The following is an 18,301-nucleotide window of genomic DNA, read 5'->3' on the forward strand; positions in this document are numbered from 1 at the left end:
GTCCTCAATCGCCGGACGGGCTCGATGTGGCTGAGCCCAGCCACAACAAGCCCGTCCGGCGATTGAGGACGCGCCCGCAGGGCGCCCGCCGCCGCAGGCGGCAAGACAGGCCGCAGCGGAAAATACGGCAAGACGGGCCGGTAGCCGAGGGAACCCCTACAGCCAACGACAAACGACGTGGGGCCCGGGCGATCACATCGCCCGGGCCCCACGTCGTTGTCCCGTTACTACAGGCGCTACCGCGCCTACCGCGCCTACCGCGCAGCCGCTCGCGCCTCGCGGCGGTTGTCGCGGAAGGTGTTCACCCGGCGGGCCGTCGCGAAGAGCGGGATGACCGCGCCGAGGACGACCTGGAGGGCGCAGCCGGTCTGCAGGAGCAGCTCGCCGCCGGGGGCGTCGAAGGCCCACGCGGCCAGCAGGCCCATGCTGAGCATGATCCAGCTGAGCATCGCCACCGCCAGGCGGCCCCGCGGCTTGGGGTACTCGACCCGGCTCACCATCAGCCACGCCACACCCACGATCGCGAGGAGCGTCGGGATGAAGGGCAGCTCCAGGAGCACGATCGAGACCACCGTCAGCGCCCCGAAGGGACTCGGCATCCCCTGGAAGATCCCGTCCCGCAGCTGGACGCACGAGAAGCGCGCCAGTCGCAGGACGACCGCGAGCAGCACCACGATCGCCGCCACCGCCGAGACCCGCTGGTGCGCGTCGTCGGCGACCATGCCCCACACGACCACGAAGTACGCGGGCGCCAGCCCGAAGCTGATCAGGTCGGAGAGGTTGTCCAGCTCCGCGCCCATCGCCGAGCTGCGGAGCTTGCGCGCCACGAGCCCGTCGAACAGGTCGAAGACCGATGCGAGGAGCATCAGTATCACCGCGGTGGCCGCGCTGTGGCGGGCCATGCCGCCGTCCTCGTTGCCCGTCAGATGCGGGATGAGGACACCGGTGGTGGTGAAGTACACCGCCATGAAGCCACAGATCGCGTTACCCAGCGTGAGGGTGTCCGCTATTGACAGCCGGGTCGACAGCGGCATGTCGTCCGTGTCGTCGGCCTCCACCTCGGGCACCCAGGAGGTCTGTGTCTCCGGATCAATCACGGTCAAGGCGTGTCACCCCTGCCGTGGTGGCCTGGCCGACCTCGACCGCGACCTCGACACCCTCCGGGAGGTAGATGTCGACGCGCGAGCCGAACCGGATCAGGCCGATCCGTTCGCCCTGCTCCACCTTCGTGCCCTGGGGCACGTAGGGAACGATGCGACGGGCGACGGCGCCGGCGATCTGCACCATCTCGATGTCACCGAGCTCGGTGTCGAAGTGCCAGACGACGCGCTCGTTGTTCTCGCTCTCCTTGTTGAACGCCGGGATGAACCCGCCGGGGATGTGCTCCACGGACGTCACCGTGCCGGCCAGCGGCGCGCGGTTGACGTGGACGTTCAGCGGGCTCATGAAGATCGCGACGCGGGTGCGCCCGTCCTTCCACGGCATGATGCTCTGCACCACGCCGTCGGCAGGGGAGATGACTCGCCCGCGCGTGATCTCGCGCTCGGGGTCGCGGAAGAACCACAGCATGCCCGCCGCGAGCGCGGTGGTGGGCACGGCCAGCGCCGCCCAGCGACCGGAGCGCCGGGCGCGGGTGAGGCTGACCGCCGCGGTGGCGACGGTCGGGAGGAGCCACGGCGATGCTCCGCGCGCAAGGCGGACGCGGCCGCGTGGTGCAGAGGAAGAGCTGTGGGGCATGGATGACCTTCGTGGCGGAGGGTGCCGCGTAACGATTGGGGGACGGCGGCTTTCCGGGGATGGTATCGGTTGCGGGCGGCAACTGGGCAAGCGCCAGGGCCAGTCCGTGGCCGAACGCCGATGACAGGGTGTGATCTTCTTCTCTAACAAAACACCCCTAACCGGACATTTATCCCTGGATTCGGTACTCCTCGAGTAGCCGGCGGCCGATGATCATTTTCTGGATCTCGGCGGTACCTTCACCGATCAGCAGCATCGGAGCCTCACGGTAGAGGCGCTCGATCTCGTACTCCTTGGAGAAGCCGTAGCCGCCGTGGATACGGAAGGCGTCCTCGACTACCTCCTTGCAGTACTCGGAGGCCAGGTACTTGGCCATTCCTGCTTCGAGGTCGTTCCGCTGGCCCGAGTCCTTCTTCCGGGCCGCGTTCACCATCATCGCATGCGCCGCTTCGACCTTTGTCCCCATTTCGGCCAGTTTGAATTGAATGGCCTGATGTTGGGCGATCGGTTTTCCGAAAGTGTGACGTTGCTGCGCGTACGAGACGCCCAGCTCGAAAGCGCGCTGAGCGACGCCGCAACCACGCGCCGCGACATTCACCCGGCCCACCTCGACGCCGTCCATCATCTGGTAGAAGCCCCGGCCGGTGGCCCCGCCGAGCACCCGATCGGCCGGAATGCGCAGCCCGTCCATGATCAGCTCGGTGGTGTCGACGCCCTTGTAGCCCATCTTGTCGATCTTGCCGGGAATGGTCAGCCCCGGCTTGACCTGGCCGAATCCCGGCTCCTTCTCGATCAGGAAGGTGGTCATCGACTTGTGCGGGGCGGTTCCCTCGGGGTGCCCCTCGTCCGTCCGGCACAGGACCGCGACCAGGGTCGAGGAGCCACCGTTGGTGAGCCACATCTTCTGGCCGTTCAGGACGTACTCGTCCCCGTCGCGCACGCCCTTGGATGTGATAGCGGACACATCCGAGCCCAGGCCCGGCTCCGACATCGAGAAGGCGCCCCGGACATCGCCCGTGGCCATCCGCGGCAGGAAGTACTCCCGCTGCTCCTGGGTGCCGTGCTGCTTGAGCATGTACGCGACGATGAAGTGCGTATTGATGATCCCGGACACGCTCATCCAGCCGCGGGCGATCTCCTCGACGCACAGCGCGTATGTGAGAAGGGACTCACCGAGGCCGCCGTATTCCTCCGGGATCATCAGGCCGAACAGCCCGAGCTCCTTGAGGCCCTCGACTATGCGGGTCGGGTATTCGTCCCGGTGCTCCAGCTCGGTCGCGACCGGGATGATCTCTTTGTCGACGAATTCACGGACAGTGGCGAGGATTTCCCGCTGGATGTCCGTCAGCCCGTCGGTCTGCGCGAGGCGGCCCATCTCACTTCTCCCGGACGATCGGCTCGGGGCGGCCGGGCTGTTCCCCGCCGCGCTCCTTGATGTACGTGGCGGTGGGGACCATCACCTTGCGCCGGAAGACGCAGACGACGGTGCCGTCCTGCTTGTAGCCCCTGGTCTCGACGTAGACGATCCCGCGGTCGCTCTTGGACTTCGACGGCGTCTTGTCCAGCACCGTCGTCTCGCCGTAGATCGTGTCGCCGTGGAAGGTCGGCGCGATGTGCTTCAGCGACTCGACCTCCAGATTGGCGATGGCCTTGCCCGAGACATCGGGGACGGACATGCCCAGCAGCAGCGAGTAGATGTAATTGCCCACCACGACGTTCCGGCCGAAATCGGTCGTCTTCTCCGCGTAGTTGGCATCCATGTGCAGCGGGTGGTGATTCATCGTGAGCAGACAGAAAAGGTGGTCGTCGTATTCGGTGACCGTCTTGCCGGGCCAGTGCTTGTACACATCGCCGACGATGAACTCCTCGAAGGTGCGGCCGAACTGCATGGTGCTCACGCCTCCGGGATCTCGAACTTGGAGTGACGGGTCATGCCGGCCGCGCGGCCCTTGCCCGCGACGACGAGCGCCATCTTCCGGCTGGCCTCGTCGATCATCTCGTCACCCAGCATCGCCGAGCCCTTCTTGCCGCCGGCCTCGGACGTGCAGTAGTCGTACGCGTCGAGGATCAGCTCGGCGTGGTCGTAGTCCTCCTGCGAGGGGGAGAAGACCTCGTTGGCCAGCTCGACCTGGCCCGGGTGGAGCACCCACTTGCCGTCGAAGCCCAGCGCCGCCGCGCGCCCGGCGACCTCGCGGTAGCCGTCCTCGTTGCGGATCTGCAGGTACGGGCCGTCGATGGCCTGGAGGTCGTTGGCGCGGGCCGCCATCAGGATCCGCATGAGGATGTAGTGGTAGGCGTCCGCCGAGTAGCCGGGCGGCTGCTCGCCGACGACCAGGGACTTCATGTTGATGGAGGCCATGAAGTCGGCCGGGCCGAAGACGATGGTCTCCAGGCGCGGCGAGGCGGCGGCGATGTCGTCGACGTTCACCAGGCCCTTGGCGTTCTCGATCTGCGCCTCGATGCCGATGCGGCCGACCTCGAAGCCCATGGTCTTCTCGATCTGCGTCAGCAGCAGGTCGAGGGAGACGATCTGCTGGGCGTCCTGCACCTTCGGCAGCATGATGCAGTCGAGGTTCGGCCCGGCCCCCTCGACGACGGTGATGACGTCCCGGTACGTCCAGTGCGTGGTCCAGTCGTTGACCCGGACGACCCTGGTCTTGCCCGTCCAGTCGCCGTTGTTGAGCGCGTCGACGATGGTGTGCCGGGCGCCCTCCTTGGCCAGCGGGGCGCAGGCGTCCTCCAGGTCCAGGAAGACCTGGTCGGCGGGCAGGCCCTGGGCCTTCTCCAGGAAGCGCGGGTTGCTGCCGGGGACGGCGAGGCAGGAGCGGCGCGGACGCAGGCGGTTGACGGGGCCGGCGGCAATACCAGTCATGCGGAGACCTCCAGAGGGTCGAGCTTGTTCGCTTTCCGGATCTCGTCGACGATACGGCCGATGATCTCCGTGATTCCGAAGTCCTTGGGTGTGAAAACGGCCGCGACACCGGCCGCCCGCAGGGCGGTGGCATCGGCCGAGGGGATGATGCCACCGACGATCACGGGCATGTCGTCGGCACCGGTGGCCCGCAGCCGGGTCAGGACGTCCGGCACCAGCTCCGCGTGCGAGCCGGAGAGGATCGACAGGCCCACGCAGTGCACGTCCTCGGCGACGGCCGCCGAGACGATCTGCTCCGGAGTGAGCCGGATGCCCTGGTAGACGACCTCGAAGCCGGCGTCACGGGCCCGTACGGCGATCTGCTCGGCGCCGTTGGAGTGCCCGTCCAGGCCCGGCTTGCCCACCAGCAGGCGCAGCTTGCCGCTGCCCAGCTCGTCGGCGGTCCGGGCGACCTTCTCGCGGACCGCGGCGAGCGGGGTGCCCGCCTCGGCGGTGACCGCCACCGGGGCGCTGCTGACGCCCGTGGGAGCCCGGAACTCGCCGAAGACGTCCCGCAGGGCCCAGGACCACTCGCCGGTCGTCACACCGGCGCGTACGCACTCCAGCGTGGCCGCCATCAGGTTCTCCGAACCCGCCGCCGCCTTCTTCAGCGCCGACAGCGACTCCTGGGCCCGGCCCTCGTCGCGGTTGTCGCGCCACGAGTGCAGGCCCGCCACCACGCGCGCCTCGTTCGCCGGGTCGACCGTCATGATCGCGGCGTCGAGGTCGGCGGTGAGCGGGTTGGGCTCGGTGGACTCGTAGCAGTTGACGCCGACGATCTTCTCCTCGCCGGCCTCGATCCGGGCCCGCCGCTCGGCGTGCGAGGAGACCAGCCGGGACTTCAGATAGCCGGACTCGACGGCCGCCATCGCGCCGCCCATCTCCTCGATCCGCGCCATCTCCGCCAGGCACTCGGTGACCAGCGCCGCGACCTTGGCCTCGACGACGTGCGACCCGGCGAAGATGTCCTCGTACTCCAGCAGATCGCTCTCGTGCGCGAGGACCTGCTGGATGCGCAGGGACCACTGCTGGTCCCAGGGGCGCGGCAGGCCCAGCGCCTCGTTCCAGGCGGGCAGCTGCACGGCCCGGGCGCGGGCGTCCTTGGAGAGGGTGACGGCCAGCATCTCCAGGACGATGCGCTGGACGTTGTTCTCCGGCTGCGCCTCGGTCAGCCCCAGGGAGTTGACCTGGACGCCGTAGCGGAAGCGGCGCTGCTTGGGGTTCTCGATGCCGTACCGCTCCCGGGTGACCTGGTCCCAGATGCGGCCGAAGGCGCGCATCTTGCACATCTCCTCGACGAACCGGACCCCGGCGTTGACGAAGAACGAGATCCGGGCGACGACGTCGCCCTTGCGCTCCTCGGGGACCTGGCCGGAGGCGAAGACCGCGTCGAGCACGGCGATCGCCGTGGACATCGCGTACGAGATCTCCTGGACCGGCGTGGCCCCGGCCTCCTGCAGGTGATAGCTGCAGATGTTGATCGGGTTCCACTTGGGGATGTGGTTCACCGTGTAGGTGATCATGTCCGTGGTCAGCCGGAGGCTCGGACCCGGCGGGAAGACGTGCGTCCCGCGCGAGAGGTACTCCTTGACGATGTCGTTCTGGGTCGTCCCGGAGAGCTCGGTGATGTCGGCGCCCTGCTCCTCCGCGACCACCTGGTACATCGCCAGCAGCCACATGGCCGTGGCGTTGATGGTCATGGAGGTGTTCATCTGCTCCAGCGGGATGTCCTGGAACAGCCGCCGCATGTCCCCGAGATGGGAGACCGGCACCCCGACCCGCCCGACCTCGCCGCGGGCGAGGATGTGGTCGGGGTCATAACCGGTCTGCGTCGGGAGGTCGAACGCGACCGACAGACCGGTCTGGCCCTTGGCGAGGTTGCGTCGATAGAGCTGATTGGACGCCTCGGCCGTGGAGTGCCCGGCGTAGGTCCGCATCAGCCACGGACGATCCTTCTGACGCTCAGTCATGTGGTGTTCGGCTTTCGATGATCGGACGGCGCGGATTCGGCTGTGCGGGGTTCAGACGTTCCGGAAGCGGTTGATGGCTTCGATGTGCTGCTCACGCATCTCCGGGTCGCGCACGCCCATCCCCTCCTCGGGGGCCAGCGCGAGCACGCCGACCTTGCCCTGGTGGAGGTTGCGGTGGACGTCGTAGGCGGCCTGCCCGGTCTCCGCCAGGGTGTAGGTCCTGGAGAGGGTGGGGTGGATCTTCCCCTTGGCGATCAGGCGGTTGGCCTCCCACGCCTCGCGGTAGTTGGCGAAGTGCGAGCCCACGATCTTCTTCAGCGACATCCACAAGTAGCGGTTGTCGTACTCGTGGTTGTAGCCCGACGTCGAGGCGCAGGTGACGATCGTGCCGCCCTTGCGGGTGACGTACACCGATGCGCCGAAGGTCTCGCGGCCCGGGTGCTCGAAGACGATGTCGACGTCCTCGCCGCCGGTCAGTTCGCGGATGCGCTTGCCGAAGCGCTTCCATTCGCGCTGGTCCTGGTGGTGCTCGTCCTTCCAGAACCGGTAGCCCTCGGCATTGCGGTCGATGACCGCCTCGGCGCCCATCCGCCGGCAGATCTCGGCCTTCTCCGGGCTGGAGACCACACAGATCGGATTGGCCCCGCCGGCCAGCGCGAACTGCGTGGCGTAGCTGCCGAGTCCACCGCTCGCGCCCCAGATCAGGACGTTGTCGCCCTGCTTCATCCCGGCGCCGTTGCGGGAGACGAGCTGCCGGTAAGCGGTCGAGTTGACCAGCCCGGGGGCCGCGGCCTCCTCCCAGCTGAGGTGGCGGGGCTTGGGCATCAGCTGGTTGGACTTCACGAGCGCGATCTCGGCCAGACCGCCGAAGTTGGTCTCGAAGCCCCAGATGCGCTGCTCGGGGTCGAGCATCGTGTCGTTGTGCCCGTCGGCGGACTCCAGCTCGACGGACAGACAGTGCGCGACGACCTCGTCCCCGGGCTTCCAGGCGTTGACGCCGGGGCCGGTGCGCAGCACCACGCCCGCCAGGTCGGAGCCGATGACGTGGTACGGGAGGTCATGCCGCTTGGCGAGCGGGGACAGCTTCCCGTAGCGCTCCAGGAAGGAGAAGGTGGAGACGGGCTCGAAGATCGAGGTCCAGACGGAGTTGTAGTTCACCGAGCTGGCCATGACGGCCACCAGGGCCTCGCCGGGGCCCAGTTCGGGCACCGGCACCTCCTCGACGTGGAGGGACTTGCGCGGGTCCTTCTCCCGGGTGGAGAGGCCCGCGAACATCTCGGCCTCGTCCTTGTGCACGGTCACCGCGCGATAGGACTCGGGGAGGGGCAGGGCGGCGAAGTCTTCGGCTGTGACCGCGGCGGAGCCGCTGTCGGACGCTGTCGACGCGAGAATCGCGTCCAGTATGTGGTTCACGGTGTGGCCTCCGGCGAAGCGCGTCGTGGGAACGGCTTGAGGGAACGTCGGGGGTGGTGCAGAGGCGGTGCCGTCGGTTCGGCGGGTGGTGCTCGGCTGCGCGGGTGAGCGCTTGCGGTATCGCCCAGCGGTGACTGGGGAGCCTGTGACGCAGGCGTCCGGGCGCACAAGGTGCTTGTGGGGACAGCCGACGCGCGACGAGTGAGTCTGACGCGCCGGCCGCCCGGACACCCACAAGGTATGGCACCGCGTGCCACTGGACAAGACACTGGGTGCCAACAATTTCCCTCAGATGTCATCCGCATGGCACGTATGAGCAACGTGACGACCGACAAAGGCCGCCCCTAAGGGCGGCCTTTGTGGTGATTGTGCAGGGAATGCCCGCTGTGGCTATCCGGGCGGAAGTGCGGGAACCGGGTACGGCACGGGTGTGCGGGACAGCGCGTCAGCTCTTCTTCTTGAGCGCCTTCTCGATCGCGCGCATCACCTCGTCGAGCGGGGCGTCCGTACGGGCCACCGCGACCAGCACCTCGCCCTCGGCGCCCGCGGTCCGCGCCGTGGCGGCCGGCCCGCTCGCCGGGGTGCCGGCCGAGGTGGTGCGCCCGGCGCCGATGCCCGAGCCGAAGGTGTCCCGCACGATGGCGAAGGCGTGGTCGAGCTGGGCCTCCACATCGCCCTCGCCGCCGCCGCGCAGCCAGCGCCGCAGCACATGGTTGTGCGCGGTGACGACGGCCGAGGCGGCGACCTCGGCCAGCAGCGGGTCGTCGTCGCCCACGTGGTGGGCGCTTTCGTCGAAATGGCCGAGAAGGTACCTGGTGAACAGCCGCTCGTAGCGGGCCACCGAGGCGATCTCGCGCTCCCGCAGGGCGGGCACCTCGCGCGTGAGGCGGTAGCGCTCGACGGACACGGCGGGGGAGGCCGCGTACATCCGCATGACCTCCTTGATGCCCCGGCAGACCGTGTCCAGCGGGTTCTCCTGCGGCGGTGCGGCGTCCAGGACCCCCGCGGCCCGCACGAGCGTGTCGTCGTGGTCGGGGAAGATGGCCTCTTCCTTGGAGCGGAAGTGGCGGAAGAAGGTGCGGCGGGCGACACCGGCCGCCGCCGCGATCTCGTCTACGGTCGTCGCCTCGTAGCCCTTCGTCGCGAACAACTCCATGGCGGCCGCCGCGAGTTTGCGGCGCATGGTGAGTCGCTGGGCGGCGGCACGGCGGGTGCCGGTGCTCTCGGAGCCTTCCGGCGACTCCTTCTTGGCCGGGCGCGACGGTCGAGCGGGCTTTACGGGCTGGGACATGTGGGGAACGTAACACGCGTCCGTATGGCTGTGCCGGGGCGGACTGCCGGCCGGTTCGAGCAGTCCACCCCACCCCACCCCCTGATCGGGCACGGCCGGATCAGCGCCGGGCGTACTCACGGAAGCCGCGGCCCGTCTTGCGTCCCAGGCAGCCCGCCGCCACCAGGTGCTCCAACAGCGGCGCGGGCGCCAGCCCCGGGTCGCGGAACTCGCGGTGCAGCACCTTCTCGATGGCCAGCGAGACATCGAGGCCCACGACGTCGAGCAGTTCGAAGGGCCCCATCGGATAGCCGCCGCCGAGCTTCATCGCCGCGTCGATGTCGTCCAGCGTCGCGTAGTGCTCCTGCACCATCTTGATCGCGTTGTTGAGGTAGGGGAACAACAGCGCGTTGACGATGAAACCGGCCCGGTCGCCGCAGTCCACCGGGTGCTTGCGGACCGCGGCGCACACCGCGCGGACGGTGGCGTGCGCCGTGTCGGAGGTCAGCACCGTACGGACCACCTCGACCAGCTTCATCGCCGGCGCCGGGTTGAAGAAGTGCATGCCGACGACGTCCTGCGGGCGCGAGGTGGCCCGGGCGCAGGCGATGACGGGCAGCGAGGAGGTGGTCGTGGCCAGCACCGCGCCCGGCTTGCAGATCTTGTCGAGCGTCGAGAAGAGCTGCTGCTTGACCGCCAGGTCCTCGGCGACCGCCTCGACCGCCAGATCGACCTCCGCGAACGCGTCGAGCGAGCCCGCCGGGGTGATCGCCGCGAGTGCCGCCTCCCGCGCCTCGGCCGTCAGCCGGCCCTTGTCCACCGAGCGGGCGAGCGACTTCGCGACCCGGGCCTTCGCCGCCTCGGCCTTCTCCGGCGAGCGCGCCGCGAGCACCACCTTGAAGCCGGCCTTGGCGAACACCTCGGCGATGCCACTGGCCATCGTCCCCGAACCGGCGACGCCGACCGAGGAGACCACCTGCGCGCCCGCCGTCTCGTGGCGGGTGCCGGGGGTCTGCGCGTCCGCGACGACGGTGGCCGAGCCGGGCGTCTCGTACGTATAGAAGCCGCGGCCCGACTTGCGGCCGGTCAGCCCGGCCTCGGCGAGCTGGCCGAGGATCGGCGCGGGAGCGTGCAGCCGGTCGTGGGAGGCGGCGTACATCGCCTCCAGGACGGTACGGGCGGTGTCGATGCCGATCAGGTCCAGCAGCGCGAGCGGGCCCATCGGCAGGCCGCAGCCCAGCTTCATCGCCGCGTCGATGTCCTCGCGGGTGGCGTACCGCGCCTCGTACATCGCGGCCGCCTGGTTGAGATAGCCGAACAGCAGCCCGTCGGCCACGAAGCCGGGCCGGTCGCCGACCGCGACCGGTTCCTTGCCCAGCTCACGGGCGAGATCGGTGACGGCGGTGACGGCGGCCGGCGCGGTGAGCACCGAGGAGACGATCTCGACCAGCTTCATCGCCGGCGCCGGGTTGAAGAAGTGCAGCCCGAGCACGCGCTCCGGGCGGGCGGAGTCGGCGGCGAGGCGGGTGACCGACAGGGCGTTGGTGCCGGTCGCCAGGATGGTGTCGGGCCGCACGATCGCGTCGAGTGCGGTGAAGACGTCGTGCTTGAGGGCGTAGTCCTCCGGCACGACCTCGATCACCAGATCGGCGTCGGCGGCGGCGCCCAGCTCGCGGGAGGTGCGGAAGCGGGCCAGCGCGGCCCGCCGCTCGGCCTCGGTGATCCGCTCGCGCCGCACCGCGCGGGCGGTGGCGGCGTCGAGGGCGGCCGAGGCCTGCGCGGCGGCGGCTTCGCGGATGTCGATGCCGACGACCTCGCGGCCGGCCAGCACCAGCACCTCGGCGATGCCGGTGCCCATGGTGCCGAGGCCGATCACGGCGACGGTCCCCAGCCGGGGCGCGGGCAGGGGGGAGGGGGACAGAGGGGACGGCTCAGGGCTGGACGTACGGTCCATCGCGAGACTCCAGGATGTGTTCCCGTGCGCAGGGGAAATGTCGAAGGAGGGGCCCCTGGCCGGGCTGCGGCGACTGAGGATTTTCCGGGCACGGGTAAGGAACGCCAACGGAAAGGGAGTTGTGCGACCGGCGGGCCCTGTCCCGGGGCCGTGCCGTACTCGAAGCGCCGAACCGCCATCGAGAGTGCTGATGCCGCTGCGGCGGCTGCGTCACCAGGCCGCCGAGCAGGTCCGCTGCTCTTGTCCGGGAGATTAACTCACCGGTAACCATGAGCGCCAGAGGGCGTGCGCGCCACTTACCATGTGGTCTGGGCCACTCGGGGAGGAGAGCGGTACATGGAAGAGGAATTCCGCGCACTGCTGAGGCGGGTACGGGCCGAGCTGGTCTCCCCGGCCGAATTCTCGGCCTACGAGCGGCTGCTCGAACTCGCCGTCGACGGTGCCCGGGCCCCCGGGCCCCCGGGCCCCGCCGAGCGCGCCGACCGGCTCGCCGACATCCTGGTGGCCGGCGAACAGCCGCTGTGGGCCCGCGAGATCGCCGCCTTCACCCTCGGCGTCCAGGGCGACCGCCGCGCCTTCGAGACCCTCGTCCTTCTCCTCAACTACCGCGAACCCGTGCGCTGCGCGACCGCCGCCCACGCCCTCGGCCGGCTCCGCGACCCCCGTACCGCCCGCGCCGCCGCCGCCCTCGCCACCAACCCGCTGCGCACCGCCTACGCCCTGCACCCCGTCCGGCTGCTCACCGAGCTGCGCGCCCCCGAGTCCGTGCCCGCCCTGCTGTCCACCCTGGAGCGGTTGCTGGCCGCCCCGGACCACTGCTGGCCGGTGGCCCGGGCCTGCGTCGAAGGGCTGGGCGTCCTCGGCGACGACCGCGCCACGCGTGTGCTCCTCGCCGCGCGGGCCCATGAACGGTTGCGGGCGGTGGCCGACGAAGCGCTGGCGCGCGTCCGCGGGGTCTGAGCCTGGCGGTTGTTCGGCTGCGGGCCGTGGCCGGTGCACCTCCGCTGCGCGGCGGTGTCCTCAATCGCCGGACGGGCTGGTTATGGCTGAGCTCGGCCGAGTCAAGCCCGTCCGGCGATTGAGGACGCGCCCGCAGGGCGCCCGCCGCCGCAGGCGGCACAGACGGCCCGCCGCGCAGGCGACGCGACGAGCCTGTACGAGAGCGGCACATACGTTCGCCACCGGCGACCGGCCCCGGATTTGGGGCGGGTGTGGCGATGATGGTTGGCTTGCCGCACAGGCAGGTATGCACGACGTCCGGGAGGACAAGCCATGGGCCAGGTCGAGGCCACCACGGAGCGGATCATCGCGGCGGACCCGGAGGAGGTGTTCGACGCGCTGGCGGACTACACCGGCACCCGCGCCAAGCTGCTGCCCGAGCACTTCAGCGAGTACGAGGTGCGCAAGGGCGGCGACGGCGAGGGCACGCAGGTGCACTGGAAGCTCCAGGCCACCAGCAAGCGCGTCCGCGACTGCCTGCTGGAGGTCACCGAGCCGACCACCGGACAGCTGGTCGAGAAGGACCTCAACTCCTCCATGGTCACCACCTGGACCGTCACCCCGGCCGGCGAGGGCAAGGCCAACGTCGTGGTCAGCACGGTCTGGCAGGGCGCGGGCGGCATCGGCGGCTTCTTCGAGCGGGCCTTCGCGCCCAAGGGGCTCGGCCGCATCTACGACGCCGTCCTCGACAAGCTCGAGGCCGAGGTCAAGAAGTAGCCCCCAGGGGGTGCCCGGAGGCGGGCGGTCTGCGGAAACGACCGGACCCCGCCCGGTTCGCGCTCACCGATTCGAGTGGTTTTCATAGCAGCACCTCAACGTGCTGTACGCCTCCGACCGGCACGAAAGCCGCACAGGCACCCCTCTCGGGCCCTCTCCGGTCAATCGTCGCGCTTGCTCGCCGTTGTCGCGTAATGCGAGAAATGGGCGGCGACGCAGGCGCGACGAGGGGAGAAGTACGTGGGCGTGACCACCTTCGAGACCATCGTGGTGAAGAGCGAGGAACCGCTCGCCCTCCCCGCTCCCGAACCCGCGCCGGCCGCCCCCGCACCGCGCCCCGGCCCGGTCCGGGTCCGTCTCGTCTTCACCGGTCTGCTGCTCACGCTGCTCCTCGCGGCGCTCGACCAGACCATCGTGGCCACCGCCCTGCCGAAGATCGTCGGCGAACTGCACGGCCTCGGCAGCATGTCCTGGGCCGTGACGTCCTATCTGCTGGCCTTCACGGTCGTCCTGCCCCTCTACGGCAAGCTCGGCGATCTCCTCGGACGCAAGAGCGTCTTCCTCTTCGCGATCGTCGTCTTCGTCATCGGCTCCGCGCTGGCCGGCGCCTCCCGCACGATGGAACAGCTCATCTCCTTCCGCGCGCTCCAGGGTCTCGGCGGCGGCGGGCTGATGATCGGGGCCCAGGCGATCATCGCCGACCTCGTCCCGCCCCGTGAGCGCGGCCGCTTCCTGGGCGTCATCAGCGCCGCCTACGGAATCGCCGCCGTCGCCGGACCGCTGCTCGGCGGCTACCTCACCGACCACGCCTCCTGGCGCTGGTGCTTCTACGGCAACGTCCCCGTCGGCCTGCTCACGCTCGCGATCGTCGCGGTCGCCCTCAAGCTGCCCCGGCCGCCGCGCCGGGCGCGGTTCGACGTCCTCGGGGCCCTGCTGCTCCTCGCGGCCTCGACCTGTCTGGTGCTGCTGACCACCTGGGGCGGCACCGCGTACGCGTGGAGATCCCACGTCGTCCTCGGCCTCGGGGCGGGTGCGCTGGGCACCGCGCTGCTCTTCGTCGTGGTCGAGTCCTACGTAGCAGAACCGATTATCCCATTGCATCTCTTCCGGGACCGGGTCTTCACCGTCAGCGCGCTCCTCGGCGCGGTCGTCGGCGCCGCCCTCATGGGTGTTGCCGGCTACCTGCCGACGTTTCTGCAGATGGCCGACGGCGTCGACGCCACCGCGTCCGGACTGCTGATGCTGCCGCTGATGGGCGGCATCGTCCTCGCCTCCCTGGTGGGGAGTCACCTCGCCGGCCGCACGGGACGCTACACAGCCTTCCCCGTCCTCGGTTGCGCCCTCGCCGCCGTGGGCACGTATCTGCTCTCCCACCTCGACGCCGGCACCGGCCGAGAGACCTACAGCCTCTGGACGGCCGTCCTCGGCCTCGGTATCGGCCTCGTCCTGCCGGTCCTCGTCCTCGCCGTGCAGAACGCCGCGCACCCGGCCGACCTGGGCGCGGCCACCAGCGCCAACAACTACTTCCTGCAGATCGGCGGCTGTGTCGGCGCCGCCGTCTTCGGCACCCTCTTCGCCCGCCGGCTCGCCGACCGGCTCGCGGACGAACTGCCCCGCGACGCCGCCCTGCCGCCGTCCGACTCCCTCACCCCGCAGCTGGTGCACGCCCTGCCCGCCGCCCTGCGCGACGGCTACGTCCGGGCCTACGCCGAGGCCATGCCGCGGGTCTTCCTCTACCTCGTGCCGGTCCTCATCGTGGGCTTCCTGCTCGCCTTCCTGCTGAAAGAGAAACCACTGGTGTCCCACAACGCCCCCGAGGCTCCCGTCGTCCCGTCCCCCCGAGCCGCAGCCCTGCCCCCGGCGGGCGAAGGGGTACCGCTGACCGCGGGCATCCCCGTCACCGGAACCGTCCAGCACCCCGACGGCACCACGGTGCCCCGCGCAGCCCTCACCCTCATCGACGTCCAGGGCCGCCAGATCGGCCGCGGCGCGACGGGCGAGGACGGGCGGTACGCGCTCAGCACACCCGGCACCGGCGCCTACGTCCTCATCGCCGCCGCCGGCGGCCACCAGCCGCAGGCCGTCACGGTCACCGTCGGCGAACGGCCGGTCGAGCTCGACGTCGTCCTCGGCGGCGCCGGGCGGCTGGCCGGCATCGTGCGAACCGGCGACGGCATTCCCGTCCGCGAGGCCATGGTCACCCTGACCAATGTGCACGGCGAGGTCGTCGCCTCCACCCGCACCGGGCGCGAAGGCGACTACCTCATCAGCGAGTTGGTCTCGGGCGAGTACACCCTCGCCGCCAGCGCCCCCGCCTTCCGCCCCGCCGCGCTGCCGGTCACCGTCCAGTCCGCCCGCGAGACCCGGCAGGACATCGAACTCGCGGGCGGCGCCGTGCTGCGCGGAACCGTACGGGCCGGGGCCGGGCGGCCCGTCGAGGACGCCCGGGTGACCCTCCTCGACGCCGGGGGCAATGTGGTGGACACCGCCACGACCGGCGCGGACGGGGCGTTCCGCTTCGTCGACCTCTCGGCGGGCGAGTACACGGTCGTCGCCACCGGCTACCCGCCCGTCGCCACGGTCCTCCAGATCGCCGGCGGCGGCCGGACCGAGCGTGACCTGCAACTCGGCTACGCGGACTAGCCCGTTGCCGCCCCGGCCGGGCCCCGGCCGGGGCGGTGGTCGCGCGCGCCGGGGCGCGCACGCGCACCGGCGCACGACGGATTCCGCCATTGGACCACGCCCGGCCCCGCCCGGGGCCTACCGTGGTAGTGGTGGCGCAGATCTTGCGTACGCGTACGAAGGAGCAACCGCTCATGGACCGTGGCACGTCAGAGCCCGCCTTCGCGCAGCGGGAAGCCTCCCTCGGGCGGCTTCCGCTCGCGGTCGTCGTCGTGGACTCCGCGGGGTCCGTGACCCACTGGAGCGCCGGCGCCCGCAGGCTGTTCGGGCACACCAGGGAGGAGGCCGTCGGCAGCGCCGCCACCGACCTGCTGCCCGTGCACGGCGCCCTGCCCGGCGCCGACGGCTTCCAGGGCTACGCCGCCTACGACTCCCTCGACTGGGACGAGGCCCCGCCGACCGGCACCGACGCGGCTCCCGGCTACCCGAGGAGCGGGCGGGCCCGTCTGGCCGACCCCGAGCGCGGCCCGCTCGACGTGCTGTGGTGGGCGTACCCCCTCGCCGGACCCGGGCCGGAGCGGCTGCTGGTGCTCGCCGCGGACGCCGCGGGGCTGCCCGGCGACGAGGAGGAGCGGGTGGCCCCCTGCTTCGCCCCGCACACCGACTTCCCCGGCGCGGGCGGCCTCGTCGACCGGCTGCCGGACATCCTGCCCAGCATGGGCCCCGCGACGAGCGGCCGCATCGTCGAGCAAGTGCTGGAACTGGGCTACCCCGCCCTGGAGACGATCCGGCCCGAGCGGGTCCCCGTGACACCCGACTGGGGCACGCCCAAATACCTGGAACGGCGCGCCCGGCGCCGCCGCGCGGCACCGGCGACGAACGGACGGATCCCGGACCCGCGGCCGGGCCCGGCCGAGGAGCCCGATGACCTCTGCGAGGACGCGTCCGAGGACCTCGAATACGCGGCCGTCCGCGAGCGGTTGGAGTTTCTCAACGAGGTCAGTGGCCGCATCGGCACCTCCCTCGACCTCGAACGCACCATTCGCGAGGTCACCAGCGCCGCCGTGCCGCGCTTCACCGACTTCGCCGGGACCCACCTGCGGGCCGCCGTCCTGGCGGGGGAGGGCTTTCCCGACGGCCCGCCCGACGTCACCACCATCTGGCACCGGGTCTGGGTCGAGCACAACGACGAGCCCGGCCGCTGGGACGACACGGTGCCGGTCGGCGAGGCCATCGCCTTCCCCGAGCACACCCCGTTCTTCCGGTGCATGGTCAGTGGCGAGCCCGTGCTGATCCCCCACGTCAGCGAGGAGATGGGCAACCGCATCTCCGGCCAGTTCGAGAAGCGCGACCTGCGTCCGCTGATCAACGGCCGGTCCATGCTCATCGTGCCCCTCAAGGCCCGCGACGTGGTGCTCGGCTTCATGGTCCTGATGCGCCGCGGCGGGCGCGAGCCGTTCGACGACATGGACCGCGCGACCGGCGCCGAACTCGCCGCCCGCGCCGGGCTCGTCCTCGACAACGCCCGCATGTACACCTACCAGGAGAACGTCGCCGACACCCTCCAGGACAGCATGCTGCCGCGGCTCGACCCGCGCATGGCCGGCTGTGACACCGCCACCCGCTATCTGCCGGGCACCCGCCTCGGCCGGGTCGGCGGCGACTGGTTCGACGCCGTCAAACTGCCCGGCTCCCGCACGGCGCTCGTCGTCGGCGACGTCATGGGCCACGGCCTCAACGCGGCTGCCATGATGGGCCAGTTACGCACCGCCGTGCAGACCATGGCCGCCCTCGACCTGCCGCCCGAGCAGCTCCTGCGCAACCTGGACGGCATCGCGCAACGCCTCGGCGAGCACTATCTCGCCACCTGCCTCTACGCCGTCTACGACCCCATCCGCTCGGAGCTGACCCTCGCCAACGCCGGCCACATCCCGCCCGTCCTGGTGCGGGCCGAGGACGGCCGCAGCGTGCTGCTGGACCTGCCCACGGGCGCGCCCATAGGAGTGGGCGGAGTGCCGTTCGAGGCGGCGACGGTACGGGTGGCGCCCGGTGACCGGCTCGTGCTGTGCACCGACGGCCTGGTGGAGGTGCGCGGCCAGGACATCGGCACCGGCCTCGCGGCCCTGTGCGAGTCCGCCGCCCATCCGGCGGCCTCCATGGACGACGCCTGCGACACCATCATCCGCGCCCTCAGCAGGGGCGACGGGCGCAAGGACGACGTGGCCCTGCTGATGGCCCGGCTCAACGGCATCCCGCCCGAGCACGTCGCCGAGTGGGAGCTGGAGGCGGACCCGCGCGAGGCGTCCCGGGCCCGGCGGCTCGTCCGCGACCGGCTGACCGAGTGGGGCCTGCGGGAGGCCGTGGACACCGCCGAGATCCTCGTCGGCGAGATCGTCGGCAACGCCGTACGGCACGCCCGCACGGACCGGATCGGACTCCGGCTGGTGCGGACCGATGTGCTGCTCTGCGAGGTCACCGACGACGATCACGCGCTGCCCTCGCTGCTGAGCGCGGACGTCGGCGACGAGTTCGGCCGGGGCCTGCGGGTGGTGGATGCCCTCGCGCGGGCGTGGGGTGCGAGCCACTCGGGGCGGGGCAAGACGGTCTGGTGCGAGCAGGCGCTGCCGCTCCCGCCACGGTGGGCCCCGGCCGGGTGAAAGCGGGCCGGGCGGTCTTGCCCGGACCCGGCGACGGCGGTAGTCAAGATC

13 protein-coding genes are annotated in these 18,301 nt (G+C 70.8%); 4 read left to right on the forward strand and 9 right to left on the reverse strand.

Features of this window, described 5'->3' with window-relative positions:
* Window positions 1-254: 254 nt before the first annotated feature.
* The 9 genes from pssA to ACZ53N_RS26025 all read right to left on the reverse strand — a co-directional run bounded on the left by pssA (window position 255) and on the right by ACZ53N_RS26025 (window position 11,255).
* Window positions 255-1,103 (reverse strand): CDP-diacylglycerol--serine O-phosphatidyltransferase, encoded by an 849-nt coding sequence (gene pssA / locus ACZ53N_RS25985; RefSeq protein ID WP_356453197.1) that lies wholly within the window; start codon window positions 1,101-1,103, stop codon window positions 255-257.
* Window positions 1,090-1,737 carry a phosphatidylserine decarboxylase gene (locus ACZ53N_RS25990; protein WP_469143209.1) on the reverse strand — a complete coding sequence of 216 codons (648 nt, stop codon included), beginning with the start codon at window positions 1,735-1,737 and terminating at the stop codon, window positions 1,090-1,092. The genes pssA and ACZ53N_RS25990 overlap by 14 nt, the downstream gene beginning before the upstream one ends.
* Before the next feature lie 169 nt (window positions 1,738-1,906).
* Window positions 1,907-3,112 carry an acyl-CoA dehydrogenase family protein gene (locus tag ACZ53N_RS25995; protein WP_469143210.1) on the reverse strand — a complete coding sequence of 402 codons (1,206 nt, stop codon included), beginning with the start codon at window positions 3,110-3,112 and terminating at the stop codon, window positions 1,907-1,909.
* Window position 3,113: 1 nt separating this feature from the next.
* On the reverse strand, window positions 3,114-3,626 hold the full coding sequence (locus ACZ53N_RS26000; protein ID WP_469143260.1) for a MaoC family dehydratase: 513 nt from the start codon (window positions 3,624-3,626) through the stop codon (window positions 3,114-3,116).
* 5 nt (window positions 3,627-3,631) lie between these two features.
* Window positions 3,632-4,609, reverse strand: a complete 978-nt coding sequence (locus tag ACZ53N_RS26005; protein ID WP_130881504.1) for an HpcH/HpaI aldolase/citrate lyase family protein — start codon at window positions 4,607-4,609, stop codon at window positions 3,632-3,634.
* A complete protein-coding gene (locus ACZ53N_RS26010; RefSeq protein WP_469143211.1) occupies window positions 4,606-6,618 on the reverse strand; it encodes a protein meaA in 2,013 nt (670 codons plus the stop codon). Before ACZ53N_RS26010 ends, ACZ53N_RS26005 begins: the two co-directional genes overlap by 4 nt.
* 51 nt (window positions 6,619-6,669) lie before the next feature.
* Window positions 6,670-8,031, reverse strand: coding sequence for a crotonyl-CoA carboxylase/reductase (gene ccrA / locus ACZ53N_RS26015; RefSeq protein ID WP_469143212.1), 1,362 nt, complete (start codon window positions 8,029-8,031; stop codon window positions 6,670-6,672).
* Window positions 8,032-8,476: 445 nt separating this feature from the next.
* Window positions 8,477-9,322 carry a TetR family transcriptional regulator gene (locus tag ACZ53N_RS26020; protein WP_469143213.1) on the reverse strand — a complete coding sequence of 282 codons (846 nt, stop codon included), beginning with the start codon at window positions 9,320-9,322 and terminating at the stop codon, window positions 8,477-8,479.
* A gap of 100 nt (window positions 9,323-9,422) precedes the next feature.
* Entirely contained in the window at window positions 9,423-11,255 is a 1,833-nt protein-coding gene (locus ACZ53N_RS26025; RefSeq protein ID WP_469143214.1) for a 3-hydroxyacyl-CoA dehydrogenase family protein, read from the reverse strand.
* A 336-nt stretch (window positions 11,256-11,591) separates the two neighbouring features.
* On the opposite strand from ACZ53N_RS26025, the gene ACZ53N_RS26030 reads away from it, so the two are divergent.
* The 4 genes from ACZ53N_RS26030 to ACZ53N_RS26045 all read left to right on the forward strand — a co-directional run bounded on the left by ACZ53N_RS26030 (window position 11,592) and on the right by ACZ53N_RS26045 (window position 18,250).
* A complete protein-coding gene (locus ACZ53N_RS26030) occupies window positions 11,592-12,215 on the forward strand; it encodes a HEAT repeat domain-containing protein (protein ID WP_469143215.1) in 624 nt (207 codons plus the stop codon).
* Between the two features lie 312 nt (window positions 12,216-12,527).
* On the forward strand, window positions 12,528-12,971 hold the full coding sequence (locus ACZ53N_RS26035; protein WP_469143216.1) for an SRPBCC family protein: 444 nt from the start codon (window positions 12,528-12,530) through the stop codon (window positions 12,969-12,971).
* A 240-nt stretch (window positions 12,972-13,211) separates the two neighbouring features.
* Entirely contained in the window at window positions 13,212-15,614 is a 2,403-nt protein-coding gene (locus ACZ53N_RS26040; protein WP_469143217.1) for an MFS transporter, read from the forward strand.
* 173 nt (window positions 15,615-15,787) lie between these two features.
* Window positions 15,788-18,250: an ATP-binding SpoIIE family protein phosphatase gene (locus ACZ53N_RS26045; protein WP_469143218.1), complete on the forward strand. Its 2,463-nt coding sequence runs from the start codon at window positions 15,788-15,790 to the stop codon at window positions 18,248-18,250.
* The last annotated feature ends 51 nt before the right edge of the window (window positions 18,251-18,301 follow it).

This window comes from Streptomyces sp. NPDC033229 (assembly GCF_055576875.1).

What these genes read in the sequence shown, in the direction of transcription:
- ACZ53N_RS26045 (WP_469143218.1), top strand. Translation starts at nt 15,788, where the DNA reads ATGGACCGTGGCACGTCAGAGCCCGCCTTCGCGCAGCGGGAAGCCTCC.
- ACZ53N_RS26005 (WP_130881504.1), bottom strand. Translation starts at nt 4,609, where the DNA reads ATGACTGGTATTGCCGCCGGCCCCGTCAACCGCCTGCGTCCGCGCCGC.
- ACZ53N_RS25995 (WP_469143210.1), bottom strand. Translation starts at nt 3,112, where the DNA reads ATGGGCCGCCTCGCGCAGACCGACGGGCTGACGGACATCCAGCGGGAA.
- ACZ53N_RS26000 (WP_469143260.1), bottom strand. Translation starts at nt 3,626, where the DNA reads ATGCAGTTCGGCCGCACCTTCGAGGAGTTCATCGTCGGCGATGTGTAC.
- ACZ53N_RS26030 (WP_469143215.1), top strand. Translation starts at nt 11,592, where the DNA reads ATGGAAGAGGAATTCCGCGCACTGCTGAGGCGGGTACGGGCCGAGCTG.
- ACZ53N_RS26025 (WP_469143214.1), bottom strand. Translation starts at nt 11,255, where the DNA reads ATGGACCGTACGTCCAGCCCTGAGCCGTCCCCTCTGTCCCCCTCCCCC.
- ACZ53N_RS26020 (WP_469143213.1), bottom strand. Translation starts at nt 9,322, where the DNA reads ATGTCCCAGCCCGTAAAGCCCGCTCGACCGTCGCGCCCGGCCAAGAAG.
- ACZ53N_RS25990 (WP_469143209.1), bottom strand. Translation starts at nt 1,737, where the DNA reads ATGCCCCACAGCTCTTCCTCTGCACCACGCGGCCGCGTCCGCCTTGCG.
- ACZ53N_RS26035 (WP_469143216.1), top strand. Translation starts at nt 12,528, where the DNA reads ATGGGCCAGGTCGAGGCCACCACGGAGCGGATCATCGCGGCGGACCCG.
- ACZ53N_RS26010 (WP_469143211.1), bottom strand. Translation starts at nt 6,618, where the DNA reads ATGACTGAGCGTCAGAAGGATCGTCCGTGGCTGATGCGGACCTACGCC.